Raw genomic sequence first — 16,956 nt, forward strand, 5'->3', positions numbered from 1 at the left:
ACAAGTTAGCCTGTCATTTCTTAAGTGCGGTTCATCTAGTTTCTTGTGTCGTTTGGCTTAATTGATGACACGCCCTAGTTTATTAAACCACTTTAATTTACACGTGCGCTACAAAAAGTAGCGTAAACGTAAATTTATAATGTCTTCCTATATGTTAATTTAAATTCAGAAGGATTGACGTTTCATAAGCAATGCTTATTAGTAACTGTTAATGATTTTTATTTGTGAGTGATTAACAATTAGAAATGAATAACGGTATAAGCAAGGGTTCTAAGGAAAGACAATCTGACCGTAAGGCCGTGATAAAAAATCAATAAATTGTAGTCATTTAATCATTAAGGACAATGTTATGAAACTGATCAAAATCGCCACTCTTGGCACCTTAGCACTTTCAATTGCAGGTCTTAGCGCTTGTAATAATATGATGCCAACCAAAACTCCGGTCACAAAAGCGCCAATGCAAAGCCAACCTATGGCCAGTATGAACGTAGTACAAATTGCCCAGAGCAACCCTGATTTTTCTCTATTGGTTGAAGCAGTAGTCGCCGCTGATTTGGCAGGCGCGTTATCTGATACCAGTGCCAGCTATACCGTACTTGCGCCAACCAACGCAGCCTTTGTACAGGTATTGCAAGAAACGGGCATGAGCAAAGCTGAGCTGTTTGCCAATAAGCCATTATTGACTAAAATCCTGACTTATCATGTGCTAAAAGGTAATACGCCTGTTTATCAAAAACACGTCAGACCTGGTAATTACACCATGCTTAGTAATGACACGCTAGTGATCACGCCACAAGGCAGATTACTGGATGAAAATGGTCGTACAACCAAGATTCTAAAAACAGATATCGCGGCGAGTAATGGCGTGGTACATGTGATTGATAGAGTGCTGTTGCCTAAATAAGGTGCTTTTACTTAAAGCTGTTGAATAAATAAACAGCACAAGAATAAATAGCATAACTGTGATAAAGCATTTTATACCTTACTCACTTAGGTAGTATTCAAGGTCATATAAGATATAAGCAGTTAATAGTACATAAACCATTAATAGCCTATAAGCCGAGATTGGTCGTTAAGCTGGTGATTCTTTAAGCTAACGATTCTTTAAGCTAGCGCCGGTGCGCTATACGTGATCGATACAGTGTTGCTACCTAAGTAAGCACTAAGTAAAAAATAATCAGCTAAGATGATAGGCGTTGAACCATAGTAATTAATGTGTTACTCGTTTACCAAGACTGTCCTTTCATAAAGCTTTAAACCTAAATAGCTCCATCCATAAACCAGTTATCTCAAAGGAATGCCCTATGTTAAAAAAGAATTTGTTATCTATCGCCGTTGTTACCGCTGCTATGTCGTTAGCAGCCTGTAACGATAAAGAAGCCGTTACTGAGCCAGTTGAGCCAGCAGCAACCACTGATGTGGTCGTAGAGCCAGAAGTTGCTCCTGAAGCAGTCGCAGAAGCTGATGCAGCACCTATGCCTGAAGCTGCAGCGACCCAAAGTATTGCTGAAATGGCTGCCGCCAACCCAGATTTATCAATACTAACTGCTGCATTGAAAGCTGCTGGTCTTGATACGATGATGATGGACGCAGGCACATATACTGTCTTTGCACCTACTGACGAAGCATTTGCTGCGGTATTGACTAAATTGAACGTGACCAAAGAAGAGTTGTTGGCTAATACTGATTTGCTAAAAAGTGTACTACCGTACCATGTTGTTCCTATGGTAGTGAAAGCCGCTGATATTCCTTATAATACAGCTATTGAAACCGTTAACGGTCAAACCATCATGATCAGTGATGCTAACGTTATTACTGATGCAAGTGGTAATACAGCAAACATCACTGGAACTGATATGATGGCAACCAACGGTGTAGTACATGTAATCGATACGGTCTTATTGCCTAAATAAGGCTTAATCATCAAAAATGTTGATAGTTAACAATATAAAAAGCCTAGCCACTGAGCTAGGCTTTTTTGTGACTACTAACTTATCGCAAAATATATCGCTATCTTTATGAGTCATTTACGCCCATAAAAAAGCCCGAGACTCTAGCCTCGGGCTTTTTGTTTTTATCGATGTTATCAATGCAATAGTATCAATGTCATCGATGCTGCTTAGATAACACTACAGTTGAGTAGATTATAGACGCTCTTTATGTAGTGGATCTTGTGCTGCCATTCTTTGTTGCTGTTTTAGATGACGCTCTTCCCAATACGTGGCGTTTTTGATACCAAATTTCGCTGGATCAAAAGTGTAGTGTTTCACGCCAGCTTTACGTTGTGCTTCGTAATCTCTAAGCATGGTAAGCGTTGGACGCGCCACGAAGAAGATGACCAAAATACCAACGATATTGAGCCAAGCCATAAGACCAACACCGATATCACCAATAGCCCAAACATAGCCTGCTGAGTTAAGACCACCGTAGGCAACCATCACCATGATTAAAACTTTAGCTAAGAAAAGACCTGTTTTATGAGCACCGCGACCGATAAAGCGTGTTAGATAAGTAACGTTAACTTCAGCAATATAGTAGTAAGCCAAGATGGTGGTAAAGGCAAAGAAGAACACAGCGATTGCGATAAAGACATTACCAAAAGTACCGTATACTGATTCCATTGCCATTTGGGTAAAGGCAGGTGAGTTAATTTCAGTAGCAGCAGCTACATTTTGTAGAATGAACTGACCTTCAGGTAGCGTACCTTGAATGTTATACATGCCAGTAGATAAAATCATAAATGCGGTAGCAGAACAAACCAGTAATGTATCAACGTAAACTGAGAATGCTTGTACCAAACCTTGCTGTGATGGATGCTCAACTTCAGCAGCAGCAGCAGCGTGAGGACCGGTACCTTGACCTGCTTCGTTAGAGTAAATACCACGTTTTACACCCCAACCAATGGCGGCACCAAAACCAGCTTGCGCAGTAAAGGCATCACCGATGATCAAACCAAATACATCTGGGATCAAACTGAAGTTACTGAACATGATAATTAAAGCTAACAAAATATAACCGATTGCCATAAATGGAACGGCGTACTCAGTAAAGGTTGCAATACGTTTGATACCACCGAAGATGATGATACCTAAGATTACCAAAATGATAGCAAGACCGACCAGACGCATAGAGCCGACTTCTAATCCTGCCACATTCATGATAGTTCCTTCACCCATGACTTGGGCAAAAGCACTAATAACGCCATTCGCCTGTACACCAGGTAAGAACATACCACATGATAAAATAGAAGCGATTGCGAAAAGTATACCGTACCATTTTTGACCAAGCGCACGTTCAAAGTAATAAGCCGGACCACCGCGATATTCGCCAGTGATGACGTCTTTTTCTTTATAAATCTGCGCCAGAGTTGACTCGACATAAGCAGTAGATGCGCCTAAAAAAGCCACAATCCACATCCAAAATACAGCACCAGGACCACCGAAGCCGATAGCTGCAGCTACCCCTGCGATATTCCCCATGCCCACACGACCTGCTAAGGATACGGCAAGTGCCTGAAATGATGAAATACCCTGTGCACTCGACTTACCTTTAAACAATAAGCTGATCATCTCACCAAATAAACGTACTTGTACAAAGCGCGTCATGATGGAATAAAATAAACCTGCACCCAAGCATAAATAAATCAGTGCTGGGCTCCAGATAATTCCGTTTACTAAATTGACTAAACCTTCCATATGTATATTCCTAGTACTGTCTCAAAGTGGCTATATATGATGATGCTAAAAGTAAGTTTGCTATTTAATATCCTTATTAAAGCAAACCCCTCAAATAATCTGCATGCACTTAAACATAGTCGTTAATCTTTCGTCTTGTTTAAGTTTCATACGCGCTTAGCCACCAAGAATGGACTGTAGTTGTCTGTTTTTATCCGCTTGTATTATTAGCCTTATTAATCGTAGGCAACCGCTTGTCTATACATCATCATAAATGTCATAAGCGACATATTGATTATAAGGCAGAGCAGTTATAAATAGACCAGCGGATAAAACAGGCGGTTATAGTTCATATAAATAGCCATCGCCTCAGTCATTGAGAGGATGGTACTTAACTTTTTATGAGTCATATCAGCTGACTACACTTGCATAGTAGTAGGGTAATAAAGCAACCTGCATGCATCTATCAGGCCTTTTTAATGAGGTATTGACGACTTGCTAGTATCAAACAGGTTATAAGTCCACTACCAAATGTATTCAAACCGTACAGCTACGTAACTGCAATTTGCCATATTTTTTAGCTAATTACTAGAATTTTCTTTATCAGGACGTTCATAACTCAGTGTTCGGTCGCTTTTAAATTATGATAAAGACCGATAGACTCTCGTATCTAACCCAATGTTTTAGTGATTTTTTGAGCACTTATTCAGACTTCATCATTATTTGCCAATCAATAAATTTATAAAAATGTACTGACGTCTTTACTAAAAGCCGCGCTTTGCGGTTGTGTTTTGGTAACGATGAATTGTAAAAGTAACCTGATAGCGCCATTATTAGCACAATGTATAGTAAGCGACACATTTGTAGCGTACAAAATATAAGTTTATATAAATGTGTCGGATTAAAAAGCCATTTAAAAAACGTCTTATTTATCATTTTAGGAGAGTCAACGATGACGCGTAAATCTTTTGTAAAACCTATGTTGCTATCAGCCGTATTAGCCACTTCTACCGTTGGTTTGAGCGGCTGTGGTTATAACAATCTACAGGCGCAAGATGAGCAGGTCACCGCTTCGTGGTCAGAAGTTGTCAACCAATATCAGCGCCGCTCGGACTTAGTACCAAACTTAGTCAAAGTCGTACAGCAATATGCTAAGCAAGAACAAGAGGTCTTTACCCAAGTTGCTGCCGCGCGCTCACAAGCTGGCGGTATCACCATCACTCCAGAGCTGCTCAATGACCCTGAAGCGATGGAGCGTTATGCTGCCGCCCAAGATCAGATGACTGGCGCGTTATCACGCCTTATGGCAGTATCTGAGCGTTATCCTGACCTAAAGTCAGATGCGTTATTCCAAGACTTACAGGCTCAGCTTGAAGGTACGGAAAACCGTATCGCCGTCGCGCGTAACCGTTATATTCAAGAAGTTCAAGGCTATAACACCACAGTGCGCCAGTTCCCAACCAATATTACCGCCAAAGTATTTGGTATGTCGCCAAAGCCAAACTTTAGCGTTGCCAATGAAAAAGAGATATCGACTGCACCAAGCGTAAACTTTGGTGATGACAATACGAAGACAGCTCAGTAAAGTGAAATCGTGGCGGATAAAAATGAGTGTTTATAGTGAGTTTTTCTATTGAACGCTTTCATATCCGTCGCTTTGCCGTTAGCTTGGTTTTGCAGCCATTAATTTAGTCCAGATGTTATTTGAGGTGGTATAGATTAGATGATTCATTCAAAAGCACTCTTACCAGCATTATTATTGACACTAACTATCGCTAGTGGCTCGCTGTTGCATGCTGCGCCTAATGCCGATGGCAGTGTTAACGATAATATTGCGGTTGCTAGCGATAGCGCCTCAGATATGCAAAGTCGTAGTGTCGAGGATTTGGTGGCTATTGCAAAAGCTGCCGAGTCTAACGAAGCCATTAACGATGCCGTCTTAGGTAACGAAGCGATTAATGAAGCTATCCTTGGCAATGATGCTATTAATCCCAATGCTACTAATTCTAATAATAATACGACTACCTCGCCAAACTCTAATCGACCACCGGTACAATCAAGCGCCCAAAGTGTCGATGCCGATAAACTCATATTAAATTCACCCGTTATTGACCAAGCCAATATCTTAAACCCGCAAGAAAAACAACGCTTAGAGGCGCAGCTAAGAAGTATCTATCAGCAAGGCTTGGCGCAAGCCGCAGTTGTTATTGTACCGACGACCAATGGCGTGCCAATCTTTGATTATGCGCTAAAGGTTGCAGAAAAATGGCAGCTAGGTAATAAAGATATCGACGATGGTTTGCTAATGGTGGTTGCCGTTAATGATCGCGATATGTATATTTTAACGGGTTATGGGTTAGAAGGGGTGTTGCCCGATTCTGCGGTTAACCGCATTATTCGTGAAGATATTACGCCGCTATTTAAGCAAAATAATTACGGCGCTGGGATATTGGCGGGCGTTGGCGCTCTGCAAACACGTTTGACCGCTGATCCTGAAGTTTTAGCGCGTGCCGATGCGCAAGCAGCCGAACGTAGTCAGAGCCAAAATGACATTGGTGACAGTCCATCACCAGTGTTTTTATTCGTGATGGCGATGATATTTGGCAGCTTTATTACCAGTATCTTTGGGCGTATATTTGGCTCTATTTTGACCGCTGGCGGCTTCTTTGTAGGCTCGCTGGCCTTGGGCGGCGGTTTCTTTATGACTTTAATTATGGCGATATTTTTATGGCTGTTTTTAATTTCGCGCGGCTCAGGTGGCGGGCGCGGTGGTCGTGGAGGACGCGGCGGCGGTGGTGGTATGGTGTTCTTACCGGGTATGGGCGGTGGTAGTGGCGGCTTCGGCGGCGGTGGTTTTGGTGGCGGCGGCTTCGGTGGAGGTGGCGGCGGCTTTGGCGGCGGCGGCGCGGGCGGTTCTTGGTAAAGGCGGTTTTGATAAGGGAAAGTCAGGTTCAGACATTAGATGACTGCCAGCAATGGCGTACTTGAGGAAATAATATAATGGTAAAAAGCAATTCGTCGCAGGCAAGTTTTGCTCGTTGGTGGCGTCAAGTACTGTTTGTCCCTATGCTGCATAGCAAATGGCTAACGCCCGCCGCTAAAGCGCGGCTAACAGAGCAGGTGACGTTGGCTGAGCGTGGGCATCGCGGTGAGGTGTTTTTAATTATAGAAAATCACTTACCTATCCAAGATGCCTATTTTCTTGACTGTCGCGATCGGGCAATTGATTTGTTTAGTGAATATCGCGTTTGGGATACTGAAGAAAATACCGGCGTTTTGATTTACGTCAATATCTGCGAGCATAAGCTAGAAATAGTCGCTGATCGCGGTATCAGCACGCACGTGAGTCCGACCGTGTGGAGCGCTATGTGTGAAAAAGCGGTCTCAGGTATCGCCAATCAAAAAACTGAAGAAAGTTTATTAGAACTACTGGATGAGGTAGGCCAGTTATTGCGTCAGTACTATCACCTTGAACATGATCCTGCCGGTAACGAGCTGTCTGATACCGTGGTATTTTTAAAATAACGACTTTAAAATTGGGGCTTTAAAGTTGTGATTTTAAAATAGTGTTCTAATATTTGTCTTTTGAATGGTCTTTATCTAACAATCTTTATAAAAGTGTATTTACAACTAGCATAAAGGGTTTGGTGTTTGTCTATAGGGTTTTATGGTTAATTGAAATATAATACTGCCTCTAAAAATAGAGCGTGCCGACAAATGGAGCGCTTAATAAATGCCCTCACTGGAATACTATGATTGAATTAATAAAGAAACTGCCAAAAGCAGAGCTACATTTGCATATTGAAGGCTCATTAGAGCCAGAACTGATGTTTAGATTGGCAAAAAAGAATAATATCGCCATCCCTTATAATGATATCGAAGACGTGCGCCGCGCCTATAATTTTACCAATCTGCAAACCTTTTTAGATATCTACTATGCGGGTGCCAATGTCCTGATTACCAAAGATGATTTTTATGATTTGACATGGGAATATATTCTCAAGTGTGTGCAAGACAATGTCATTCATACTGAGATATTTTTTGACCCGCAAACGCATACCGCAAGAGGTGTGCCTTTTGAAACGGTTATTACGGGTATCAAAGAAGCGCTCGCAGATGCTAAAGCACAATATGGCATTACTTCTTGTATTATCATGTGTTTTTTGCGCCATTTATCGCAAGAAGAGGCGTTTGCGACTTTAGAACAAGCGCTAGCGTTTAAAGACGACATTATCGGGGTTGGTCTGGATTCTTCGGAGTTGGGTAACCCTCCTGCCAAGTTTAGAGAAGTCTTTAAAAAGGCAAAAGAAGCGGGCTTCAAATTGGTCGCTCATGCTGGTGAAGAAGCCGATTTTTCGTATATTTATGAAGCGTTAGATCTATTGGATATCAATCGAATCGATCACGGAGTGCAATCGATAAAAAGTGCCGCATTAATGCAACGCTTAAAAGAGGAGCAAATGCCGCTGACGGTTTGCCCAAATTCTAATATTGAGCTCAAAGTTTTTGATAGTTATCAAGCGCATAATATCAAAGCGCTATTAGATTATGGTCTTAATGTCAGCGTCAACTCCGACGATCCTGCTTATTTCAAAGGCTATATCAATCAAAACTTTATCAATCTATGTGAAAACCTGCCGTTAACGGAAGGCGATATTGTTACTCTGGTAAAGAATTCTTTTAGATCTTCATTTATAGATGATGAATTAAAAGAAGCTTACTTAGCGAAGGTTGATCTTGCGCTACAATAAGTACTGACTGAAAAAAGCGCTGATTGCATACATTATTAATTATAAAGGCTTAACGGTTATAAATCGTTAAGCTTTTTTTTGCTACCTACTATTATTTTTAGGATAAATCCACTATAGCGCAGTGATTTTTTGGATTAGTAGCGGCATGATTATGCCTGCTTTTTCCGCCAAGGTAATATCAACGATAGTATTGGGTGCCGGATTTGGATTTATCTCGATGATTTTGGCACCATTATGCTTTGCTAATTGCGCCAGCCCAGCAGCAGGGTAGACGAGACTTGATGTGCCAATACTGATAAACACTTCACAATGAGCCGCTGCTTGTTCTGCCGTCTGCCATGCTTGCACAGGTAACGCTTCGCCAAACCATACGATATCAGGTCTGATATAACCATCACAATGCGAGCAGCTAATCAGTGCGTCGCTATAATCCATAGTGTCAGCGCTGCTATATGAGCCTCTAGATTGCTTTTGATAGGGCGCATCGCATTGGCTACAACGATTACGCCATAAATGCCCATGCAGATGGGTTGCCGTACTGCCAGCTTGTTCATGCAAGTCATCGACATTTTGGGTAATAAGCGTTACTTTCTGACCAGATGATTGAGTATGATACTGCCACTGCTCTAAGGCATCATGGGCAGGGTTCGGTTTTTTATCCGCAACCACTTGTCTGCGCCACTGATACCATGATCAAACCAGCTTTGGGTCGCGCGTAAAAGCCTCTGGTGTCGCCAATTCTTCAGCACCATAATTTTCCCATAAGCCTGTTTGCTTATCTCGAAAAGTGGGGATACCGCTTTCGGCGGAAATTCCTGCGCCTGTTAAAATACAAATATGCTGTTTTGCGCCCAGTAGTTTGGCAGCACGTTCGACTTCTGCTATTAACGCTGCTGATAATTCTGCTAACATGACCTAACCCTTATTAACGATGGATATAGACTTCTATGATAGATGGAATGTGGTGGCTTGTCATATTGCTCGCGGTGGTTGCCGGACTATGGTTGTTAGCAAAAGCGCGCGCACCTAAAGCTACTGATAAGCACAGGCTAAAGTCACAACGCACGAAAACACCGATAAATGATGCGTTGCAAAAAACCTCAGCTCTGGTGCAGCAGTATTTTCCTGACTATCGTGTCAACCGTAAAACCAATCATTTGCTTATCAGTAAGCAAGATAAAAAAATTGCTATGATTACGATTGATAAAAAGATTGCCGCCGGTCAGCGCCGTTTGGGTGACGTACCCGTGATTAATTACCACCGTGTACCTAGCGGCGCCCAATTAACGGCAAATTTACAAGATGCAGAATAGGGTTATATAAATTGAGTAAATTTAACAACTCTATGTACAACATTTCATAGATGTTAGCGCACAGTTATACGCAGCATTTAAGAACGCCAAGCGTTGCTGTTAAAGTGTTATAGAGATGATGAGTAGGAGTAGAGAAAGGTAAAAGAGTACTGATTATGGTGATTGGTGCGCTCGGCGGGAATCGAACCCACGACCCTCGGCTTCGGAGACCGATACTCTATCCAACTGAGCTACGAGCGCATAATTTATCGACTACCGCCAAACCAATTAACACTGAATATAAATGAATGTAATCAGTCGCAGTTAGAACTACAAGGCGTGTAAAATTAAGACCGCTTAGTCTAACAAATAAAAGCCATAAAGCCAATGAATGAAGGCCGCTATTGAGGTTTTTTAAGAAAAAACACCATAGTCGGTAAACAGGCATGGCAATCTACCTGTCTTTTCCCTTATAATGTCAGGGAGAATCCATATTTATAATCACCGATTACAAGCGCGCCTGCATGCAGGATGGCTGTTTGCTATTGATAACTGTTTGGTTGTCAAAGGAGGACAGACAGAATGTCTAAGCTGTGTTGGCCCTTGTATACGCAATAAGAGAACGTGACGAATGAGAAAAGTAGTTATGTTATCGGCAGCTGCCATTCTAGGAATCGCTAGTATCGCTGTGAGCCAAGCCGAAAGTGTTGTAGACACGCCTGTAACCGTATCTGATGTCGCAGAAGGGCAAGACGTTGTCGAAAACGCACCGCAAAAGTTAGGTGACGATACCCAAGCGGCTGCAGATACCACAGATAGCGCTACAGCTACTGATGAAACTGCGCAAGCAGACGCAACCGCTACAGATGCGCCAGCTGAAGCAACGGCCGCTGCAGCACCTGCTGCTGAAGAGCCAATTCCAGAGGACACACCGCAAGTACAAAAGCTGATTGCTTTGTATCCTAACTTGATTGCCCGTATCCAGCCTGTCGCTAAAGTATGCTTTGAAGACGATGAAGTCTGTGACGTGACCGCACGTTCTGCTGGCCCATCAGCGGGCGATGGTCCTCGTGATGGTAAAGCCGTTTATAGTGCTGTCTGCCAGACTTGTCACGCGTCAGGCTTACTTGGCTCGCCTATGTTAGGTGATGCTGGTGCTTGGGGACCTCGTATCGCAAAAGGTAAAGAGACTTTGTATACCCATGCTATTAACGGCTTCAATGCCATGCCTGCCAAAGGCGGCGCAGATATTCCTGATGAAGAAGTACAAAGCGCAGTTGATTATATGGTTGGTGAAGCGAGCTAATTAGCCGATTCATATATAGCAGAACAAGAGACGATAAAATAGTTATCGTCCCCTATTTTGCTTTTTTATCATTATTCTGCTCAGCAGTTTAAACTCAACGTAATATTCTTTAGCTTGTTTTCAAATATAAATGTTTTAAATAGCGTTTATATATAGTCAGCTTATAAAGCGCCTATTTCATTTAATGAGGTAGGCGTTTTTTTTATGGCTGATGATTGATATTATTAATATCGTTAATATTATGGTTATGTAGTCGTTATGCCATACTAGCGTTGAAATCTGCCTGTACTAGCCTCACATCAAGAAACGAGAGCAATGGTCAGAAAAATTAATTTGCTCAACTCACTTTTTATATTCTTTTATAGATAAATCACTAATAAAGAGGTATTCATGTCTGAAGTACCAGCGCTATCTATCCAGAACTTATCCAAAACTTATGATAACGGGTTTTCGGCATTAAAAGATGTCAGTTTAACGGTGCCACAAGGTGGATTTTTTGCGTTACTAGGGCCAAACGGGGCTGGTAAATCGACGATGATTGGTATTATTAGCTCGTTATTTAGGCCAACCAGCGGTAGTGTAAATATTTTTGGTGTTGACCTATTAGCCAATCCTTCAGTTGCCAAGCAATACTTAGGTGTGGTGCCGCAAGAGTTCAATTTTAATCAGTTTGAAAAAGTCGAAGATATTCTGATAACGCAGGCGGGTTACTTTGGTATACCTGCCAAAGAGTCAAAGCCACGTGCTGAGCGCTTACTAAAAGCATTGGGTCTTTGGGATAAGCGTGATAGTAAGTCGCGTGAGCTGTCGGGTGGTATGAAGCGCCGCCTTATGATTGCGCGTGCGCTGATTCATAAGCCCAAATTATTAATTCTTGATGAGCCTACTGCTGGCGTAGATATTGAACTGCGCCGCTCGATGTGGGAATTCATGCAGCAAATTAATATCGAAGAAAAGACTACAATAATTCTCACCACGCATTATCTAGAAGAGGCTGAGCAGCTGTGTAAGCGCATTGCAATTTTGGATCACGGTGAGATTCGGATTAATACTGAGATGAAAGATTTACTGGCGCAGCTGTCGGTTGAGACCTTTGTGTTGGATTTGACTAAGCCGCTTACCCAGCCTTTACTCATTGATAAGGTAACAAAGATTACCCAGCCCGATGAGCTAACGGTCGAAGTGACGTTGAGTGAAGGAGAGACGCTCAATTGTGTTTTTGAGCAACTGACTAAACTTGATATTAAGGTTGCAAGCATGCGCAATAAGTCTAACCGCCTAGAAGAATTATTTATGCGGTTGGTGGATAAAAATATTCAGAATGAGGACAGTATGAAGGAGGCAGGATTATGAAACAGGACGTCACTCATGAAATTACTATTGATCCTAATAAGACGATGTCTAGCGCCAAAAAGTGGATTGCTTTTCAAACTATCTTGGTAAAAGAGATTCGTCGCATTCTGCGTATCTGGCCACAAACCTTATTGCCACCGGTCATTACTATGGCTTTATACTTTATCATCTTTGGTAAGATGATTGGCTCGCGAGTGGGGGACATGGGCGGTGTGCCGTACATGCAGTTTATCGTGCCGGGTCTCATCATGATGGCGGTGATTACCAATAGTTACTCTAACGTGGTATCGAGCTTTTTTAGTGCTAAATTTACCGCCAGTATTGAAGAGCTATTAGTGTCTCCAGTCTCTAAACACGCCATATTAATGGGTTACATCGGCGGTGGTATTTTCCGTGGTCTAATTATTGCCCTTATTGTTTCTATCGTTGCCCTATTCTTTACTAAGCTGGGTATCGAGCATTTATTTGTTACGATATTTACGGTATTGGGAACGTCTATTCTGTTCTCACTTGGCGGTTTTATTAACGCCGCTTATGCACGCTCATTTGATGACATCACTATTATTCCAAGTTTCGTACTGACACCGTTGACCTTTCTTGGTGGGGTGTTTTATTCGATGGAGAACTTATCTTCATTTTGGTATAACGTCTCCTTGCTCAATCCTATCGTCTATATGGTAAACGCCTTCCGTTTCGGTATCCTTGGCTATTCGGATGTCAATGTGTGGTATTCGATGGTAGCGATTTTTGTATTTTGTGTGGTGTTTTATGTTATCTCTTATCGCTTATTAAGTGATGGTTCACATATTCGTTTGTAGTGCTGATCGCTTCAATTATTATAGTGATTGAGCGGTTATTTAAAATGTTTTAATGTTTAATATTAGGAAGTGCCAATGAGTATTCACGGTATTTTAGGCGAGAAAACTACCGATTATCCAACTGAATATAGTCCAGAAACGTTATATCCAATTGCCCGTAGTATGGGGCGAGACGTTATTGGCTGGCAAGCCGACAAGCTAAAGGTTGGTATTGACTGGTGGCAGGCATTCGAGATGTCTTGGTTAAATACGCAAGGTGTTTCGCAAGTGGCTATTGCGCGTTTCGGTATTCCGGCAAGCTCGCCATTTATCGTCGAATCTAAATCACTTAAGCTTTATTTAAATAGCATCAACTTTACTGAGTTCGCCGACTGGTCAGAGGTGCAAACGCTGATTGCTAAAGATTTATCGGCGTGCGTACAAGCAGCAGTAGAGGTTGAGTTATTCAGCTTAGAGAATGACACGTCAGGGCTGCTCATTGCACAGCCTGATGGTGTCTGTATTGATGAGGCACTTGCAAATAGAGGGGAGAGAGTAGCGCTAACGGAACACCCTGATGCGTCATTATTAGTAAGTGATTCAGTAGGTTCTAAAAAAGAAGTTGGCAAGATTTTTAGCTTTTATTCTAACCTGCTACGCAGTAATTGTCCGGTGACCAACCAGCCAGATTGGGGCACGTTGGCGGTTTCTATTACCAGTAACAAGGCAGTCGATGAAGCGAGCATGCTACGTTATATCTTAAGTTTCCGTCAGCATAATGGCTTTCATGAGCAATGCGTTGAGCAGATATTTGCTGATTTAAGTCAATATTATCAGCCAAGTGAGCTGATGGTTAGAGCTTGGTATACGCGCCGTGGCGGTATCGATATCAATCCTTGCCGTGTCAGTGATATAACCTTGCTACCTAAACCAAGTCGCTTGATTCGGCAGTAAATGAATGTTCACTATTATGTTGAATAATTAAGATTTTTAGCTTTAATAGATGAGCGTTCTTTTCTATACTCAATAAACCTTATTTCATTAATATTGAGATGCAGCTATGAAGTTAAAAACTGGCTTTTTAACCGCTCTAGGGACTGCTATTTTGTCTCTTTCTACCTTGCAGTTAGTACAGGCTGCATTTGTGGAAAATCAATATAACTGTGAAAATGCGTATATGGAAAAGGCTTATGATTGTGGTAACAATGCAATTATAGTCGAAAAAAACCGTCTTAATAAAATTTATCAGAGTGTTTATCGTACTTTGAATACGACACAGCAACAGCGCTTGGATAAAGAACAGCTCGTATGGTTAAAGACCCGCAATCAGAAGTGTGACTTTGGATATGACGGTCCAATGAATAATTCTGTGGTGTACGCCCAGATTAGCGCTAATGTTTGCACCGCTAATGAGACACAGAAACGCAGTAAAGCCCTTGCTAAGAAATATAATATTAAGTAGTTTATTTTAGACATAAAAAAAGCGCCTATTTCATTTAATGAGATAGGCGCTTTTTATGGCATAGTTTTTATTGAAAAACTATTTGCCGCTTACTTTTGCAATGACTTCTTCGCGGCTCAGCATTTGCTTTTCCGTTTCGCGGCGATTGACGTATTCGTATTTACCTTCAGCCAAGTTACGGTCTGAAACCACGATACGATGCGGAATACCAATCAATTCAAGATCGGCAAACTTAACGCCTGGACGCTCGTTACGGTCATCAAGTAGTACATTGATGCCTTGTGCTTTTAGCTCTTCATACAGAGCGGTCGCCGTCTGCATGACGGTTTCTTCTTTTGACTTCATCGGAATGATAGCCACTTCAAACGGCGCAATTGAATCATCAACGGTTGGCGTTTTTGGCCACATGATGCCGTTTTCATCGTTGTTCTGCTCGATAGCAGCAGCGATGATACGACTAACACCAATACCGTAGCAACCCATCATAAGCGTGACTGGCTTGCCATCTTCACCAGATACGGTCGCGTTCATCGCTTGTGAGTACTTATCACCCAACTGGAAAATATGACCCACTTCGATACCACGTTTGATTTTTAGGCTGCCTTTACCATCAGGAGATGGGTCGCCTTCCTGTACATTGCGCACATCAACGACGCGAGTAATGCTCGCATCACGCGCCCAGTTCATACCAACAGTATGTTTATTGACTTCATTGGCGCCCGTGACAAAATCTGACAAGGTTGCGGCTGAACGATCAACGAATACTGGCATATCCAAATTAACGCCAATATAGCCTTTATGCAGACCAGCGGCTTTGAGTTCTTCATCAGAAGCCATCGTGAGCGGCACATTGGCTTCTTCGATTTTTTCAGCTTTGATAGTATTGAGCTGATGATCACCACGTAAGACGATAGCAATTAACTGCGGTTCACCTTCTTCAGTATGACCATGAACGATTAAGGTTTTCACTGTGGTTTCTAGTGGTACGCCTAAATGCTCAGCAACGATTTTACAGGTGGTCATGTCTTCCGTTAAGACGTCTTCGCGCTCCATCTTCGGTGGCTGACGTTCAGCGATGCTTACTGATTCAGCAAGCTCAACGTTGGCCGCATAATCAGAAGAATCAGAAAAAGCGATATCATCTTCGCCGCTGTCTGCCAACACATGGAACTCGTGCGAAGCAAAACCGCCGATAGAACCGGTATCTGCTTGCACGGCACGGAAATCTAAACCCAAACGGGTAAAGATGCGCGTATAAGCGTCATACATGTCATGGTAAGTTTTTGCCAACGATGCTTGATCAACATGGAACGAGTAGGCGTCTTTCATAGTGAATTCACGCGCACGCATCACGCCAAAACGTGGACGAATCTCATCACGGAACTTGTTTTGAATTTGGAAAAAGGTAATCGGCAACTGCTTATAACTGCGCAGCTCACCTTGAGCAAGGTTGGTGATGACTTCTTCGTGCGTCGGACCCAAGACAAAATCGCGGTCATGACGGTCTTTGAAGCGTAATAGCTCAGGACCATAATCATTAAAACGACCGGTCATTTGCCAAAGCTCGGCAGGCTGGGTCATTGGCATCAGCACTTCTTGAGCGCCGACGTTTTGCATCTCTTCGCGAACGATGCGTTCGACTTTTTGCAACACGCGCAAACCCATCGGCAACCAGATATATAATCCAGAGGCGATTTTACGAATAAGACCTGCTCTTACCATTAATTGGCTTGAGGCGATATCAGCGTCGCTGGGAGTTTCTTTTAGCGTGGCAAACAAAAATTGACTGGCTTTCATAAATAAAGCATAACCTTATCAACGATAAAATAAATAAGAAATAGGAGGATATTGAGCGTGTGCTTTGATGGCCGACGCCAGCTTACCTTTTATCACTCGGTAATAGTCTAGGACTTGCCTAGCTAAAAAGTACTGCAACAAGCAGTACTTTAGTAGAAAGTGCGTTTATAAAACGCCTTGCAAAAGGTTGGAACTTTTATTTTTGTATGAATACATCAATATCGACAGCATCATATTCTTAACATAAAAGCCAGAAAAATGGGTGCATGCCAACATTTTGCTTATACAATCTGACTATGTTAGGTAAAGTTTGCCTAAGACGCAATGACTTTTTGTTGTTTCATCCCAAACATTATATAAACCGGCCTGGTTTGTTAAAAATAAGCCGCTTATTAGGTCGAAAATTAGTTATTTTTTGGCAAGTCGCTAGTCAAAGTTAGGCTTATTTAACATGAAAGAATGGCTAGTAACTTTTCTTGCGTAGATAGAGAGATATCAACTGTTATTTAAAAGCAGTTTGTAGA

At 42.1% G+C, this 16,956-nt stretch carries 14 protein-coding genes, 1 tRNA gene and 1 pseudogene; 12 read left to right on the plus strand and 4 right to left on the minus strand.

The annotated features are described in order from the left end of the window. Positions 1 to 349: 349 nt before the first annotated feature. Both AC2FA3_RS09440 and AC2FA3_RS09445 read left to right on the plus strand, forming a co-directional pair. Complete coding sequence (locus AC2FA3_RS09440) at positions 350 to 904, plus strand: fasciclin domain-containing protein (protein WP_201611135.1); 555 nt, start codon at positions 350 to 352, stop codon at positions 902 to 904. Between the two features lie 400 nt (positions 905 to 1,304). Further along, positions 1,305 to 1,913, plus strand: a complete 609-nt coding sequence (locus AC2FA3_RS09445) for a fasciclin domain-containing protein (protein ID WP_490509355.1) — start codon at positions 1,305 to 1,307, stop codon at positions 1,911 to 1,913. A gap of 231 nt (positions 1,914 to 2,144) precedes the next feature. On the opposite strand, the gene AC2FA3_RS09450 is transcribed toward AC2FA3_RS09445, so the two are convergent. Beyond that, a complete protein-coding gene (locus AC2FA3_RS09450) occupies positions 2,145 to 3,695 on the minus strand; it encodes an alanine/glycine:cation symporter family protein (protein WP_490509356.1) in 1,551 nt (516 codons plus the stop codon). A gap of 931 nt (positions 3,696 to 4,626) precedes the next feature. On the opposite strand from AC2FA3_RS09450, the gene AC2FA3_RS09455 reads away from it, so the two are divergent. From AC2FA3_RS09455 to AC2FA3_RS09470, 4 genes are all read left to right on the plus strand, one after another. Beyond that, positions 4,627 to 5,259, plus strand: a complete 633-nt coding sequence (locus AC2FA3_RS09455) for a LemA family protein (RefSeq protein WP_201546325.1) — start codon at positions 4,627 to 4,629, stop codon at positions 5,257 to 5,259. A gap of 138 nt (positions 5,260 to 5,397) precedes the next feature. Continuing rightward, a complete protein-coding gene (locus AC2FA3_RS09460) occupies positions 5,398 to 6,597 on the plus strand; it encodes a TPM domain-containing protein (RefSeq protein WP_490509357.1) in 1,200 nt (399 codons plus the stop codon). Between the two features lie 77 nt (positions 6,598 to 6,674). Beyond that, the gene (locus AC2FA3_RS09465; protein WP_490509358.1) at positions 6,675 to 7,199 is read left to right on the plus strand and encodes a TPM domain-containing protein; all 525 of its coding nucleotides are present in this window, start codon (positions 6,675 to 6,677) and stop codon (positions 7,197 to 7,199) included. Positions 7,200 to 7,426: 227 nt separating this feature from the next. Beyond that, complete coding sequence (locus tag AC2FA3_RS09470; RefSeq protein ID WP_490509359.1) at positions 7,427 to 8,425, plus strand: adenosine deaminase; 999 nt, start codon at positions 7,427 to 7,429, stop codon at positions 8,423 to 8,425. Between the two features lie 111 nt (positions 8,426 to 8,536). Here the strand turns inward: AC2FA3_RS09470 and AC2FA3_RS09475 are convergent. Then, a pseudogene (locus tag AC2FA3_RS09475) lies at positions 8,537 to 9,337 on the minus strand (SIR2 family NAD-dependent protein deacylase). A 47-nt stretch (positions 9,338 to 9,384) separates the two neighbouring features. Here AC2FA3_RS09475 and AC2FA3_RS09480 point away from each other — a divergent pair. Further along, a complete protein-coding gene (locus tag AC2FA3_RS09480; protein WP_490509360.1) occupies positions 9,385 to 9,738 on the plus strand; it encodes a hypothetical protein in 354 nt (117 codons plus the stop codon). A gap of 163 nt (positions 9,739 to 9,901) precedes the next feature. Here the strand turns inward: AC2FA3_RS09480 and AC2FA3_RS09485 are convergent. Then, a tRNA-Arg gene (locus tag AC2FA3_RS09485) sits at positions 9,902 to 9,978 on the minus strand. Between the two features lie 370 nt (positions 9,979 to 10,348). Here AC2FA3_RS09485 and AC2FA3_RS09490 point away from each other — a divergent pair. The 5 genes from AC2FA3_RS09490 to AC2FA3_RS09510 all read left to right on the plus strand — a co-directional run bounded on the left by AC2FA3_RS09490 (position 10,349) and on the right by AC2FA3_RS09510 (position 14,635). After that, positions 10,349 to 11,023: a c-type cytochrome gene (locus AC2FA3_RS09490; RefSeq protein WP_490509361.1), complete on the plus strand. Its 675-nt coding sequence runs from the start codon at positions 10,349 to 10,351 to the stop codon at positions 11,021 to 11,023. Positions 11,024 to 11,413: 390 nt separating this feature from the next. Beyond that, positions 11,414 to 12,376 (plus strand): ABC transporter ATP-binding protein, encoded by a 963-nt coding sequence (locus AC2FA3_RS09495; RefSeq protein WP_201546332.1) that lies wholly within the window; start codon positions 11,414 to 11,416, stop codon positions 12,374 to 12,376. After that, the gene (locus AC2FA3_RS09500) at positions 12,373 to 13,194 is read left to right on the plus strand and encodes an ABC transporter permease (RefSeq protein WP_490509362.1); all 822 of its coding nucleotides are present in this window, start codon (positions 12,373 to 12,375) and stop codon (positions 13,192 to 13,194) included. Before AC2FA3_RS09495 ends, AC2FA3_RS09500 begins: the two co-directional genes overlap by 4 nt. Positions 13,195 to 13,269: 75 nt before the next feature. Then, positions 13,270 to 14,127 carry an NADPH-dependent 7-cyano-7-deazaguanine reductase QueF gene (queF, locus tag AC2FA3_RS09505; RefSeq protein WP_490509363.1) on the plus strand — a complete coding sequence of 286 codons (858 nt, stop codon included), beginning with the start codon at positions 13,270 to 13,272 and terminating at the stop codon, positions 14,125 to 14,127. A 106-nt stretch (positions 14,128 to 14,233) separates the two neighbouring features. Continuing rightward, entirely contained in the window at positions 14,234 to 14,635 is a 402-nt protein-coding gene (locus AC2FA3_RS09510; protein ID WP_490509364.1) for a lysozyme inhibitor LprI family protein, read from the plus strand. 78 nt (positions 14,636 to 14,713) lie between these two features. On the opposite strand, the gene AC2FA3_RS09515 is transcribed toward AC2FA3_RS09510, so the two are convergent. Then, on the minus strand, positions 14,714 to 16,432 hold the full coding sequence (locus AC2FA3_RS09515) for a proline--tRNA ligase (RefSeq protein ID WP_490509365.1): 1,719 nt from the start codon (positions 16,430 to 16,432) through the stop codon (positions 14,714 to 14,716). Between the last annotated feature and the right edge of the window lie 524 nt (positions 16,433 to 16,956).

It is taken from the genome of Janibacter sp. CoH_79_TC_3 (assembly GCF_058197955.1).

What these genes read in the sequence shown, in the direction of transcription:
- AC2FA3_RS09510 (WP_490509364.1), top strand. Translation starts at nt 14,234, where the DNA reads ATGAAGTTAAAAACTGGCTTTTTAACCGCTCTAGGGACTGCTATTTTG.
- queF (WP_490509363.1), top strand. Translation starts at nt 13,270, where the DNA reads ATGAGTATTCACGGTATTTTAGGCGAGAAAACTACCGATTATCCAACT.
- AC2FA3_RS09450 (WP_490509356.1), bottom strand. Translation starts at nt 3,695, where the DNA reads ATGGAAGGTTTAGTCAATTTAGTAAACGGAATTATCTGGAGCCCAGCA.
- AC2FA3_RS09460 (WP_490509357.1), top strand. Translation starts at nt 5,398, where the DNA reads ATGATTCATTCAAAAGCACTCTTACCAGCATTATTATTGACACTAACT.
- AC2FA3_RS09445 (WP_490509355.1), top strand. Translation starts at nt 1,305, where the DNA reads ATGTTAAAAAAGAATTTGTTATCTATCGCCGTTGTTACCGCTGCTATG.
- AC2FA3_RS09515 (WP_490509365.1), bottom strand. Translation starts at nt 16,432, where the DNA reads ATGAAAGCCAGTCAATTTTTGTTTGCCACGCTAAAAGAAACTCCCAGC.
- AC2FA3_RS09440 (WP_201611135.1), top strand. Translation starts at nt 350, where the DNA reads ATGAAACTGATCAAAATCGCCACTCTTGGCACCTTAGCACTTTCAATT.
- AC2FA3_RS09455 (WP_201546325.1), top strand. Translation starts at nt 4,627, where the DNA reads ATGACGCGTAAATCTTTTGTAAAACCTATGTTGCTATCAGCCGTATTA.
- AC2FA3_RS09470 (WP_490509359.1), top strand. Translation starts at nt 7,427, where the DNA reads ATGATTGAATTAATAAAGAAACTGCCAAAAGCAGAGCTACATTTGCAT.
- AC2FA3_RS09490 (WP_490509361.1), top strand. Translation starts at nt 10,349, where the DNA reads ATGAGAAAAGTAGTTATGTTATCGGCAGCTGCCATTCTAGGAATCGCT.
- AC2FA3_RS09500 (WP_490509362.1), top strand. Translation starts at nt 12,373, where the DNA reads ATGAAACAGGACGTCACTCATGAAATTACTATTGATCCTAATAAGACG.
- AC2FA3_RS09495 (WP_201546332.1), top strand. Translation starts at nt 11,414, where the DNA reads ATGTCTGAAGTACCAGCGCTATCTATCCAGAACTTATCCAAAACTTAT.
- AC2FA3_RS09465 (WP_490509358.1), top strand. Translation starts at nt 6,675, where the DNA reads ATGGTAAAAAGCAATTCGTCGCAGGCAAGTTTTGCTCGTTGGTGGCGT.
- AC2FA3_RS09480 (WP_490509360.1), top strand. Translation starts at nt 9,385, where the DNA reads ATGTGGTGGCTTGTCATATTGCTCGCGGTGGTTGCCGGACTATGGTTG.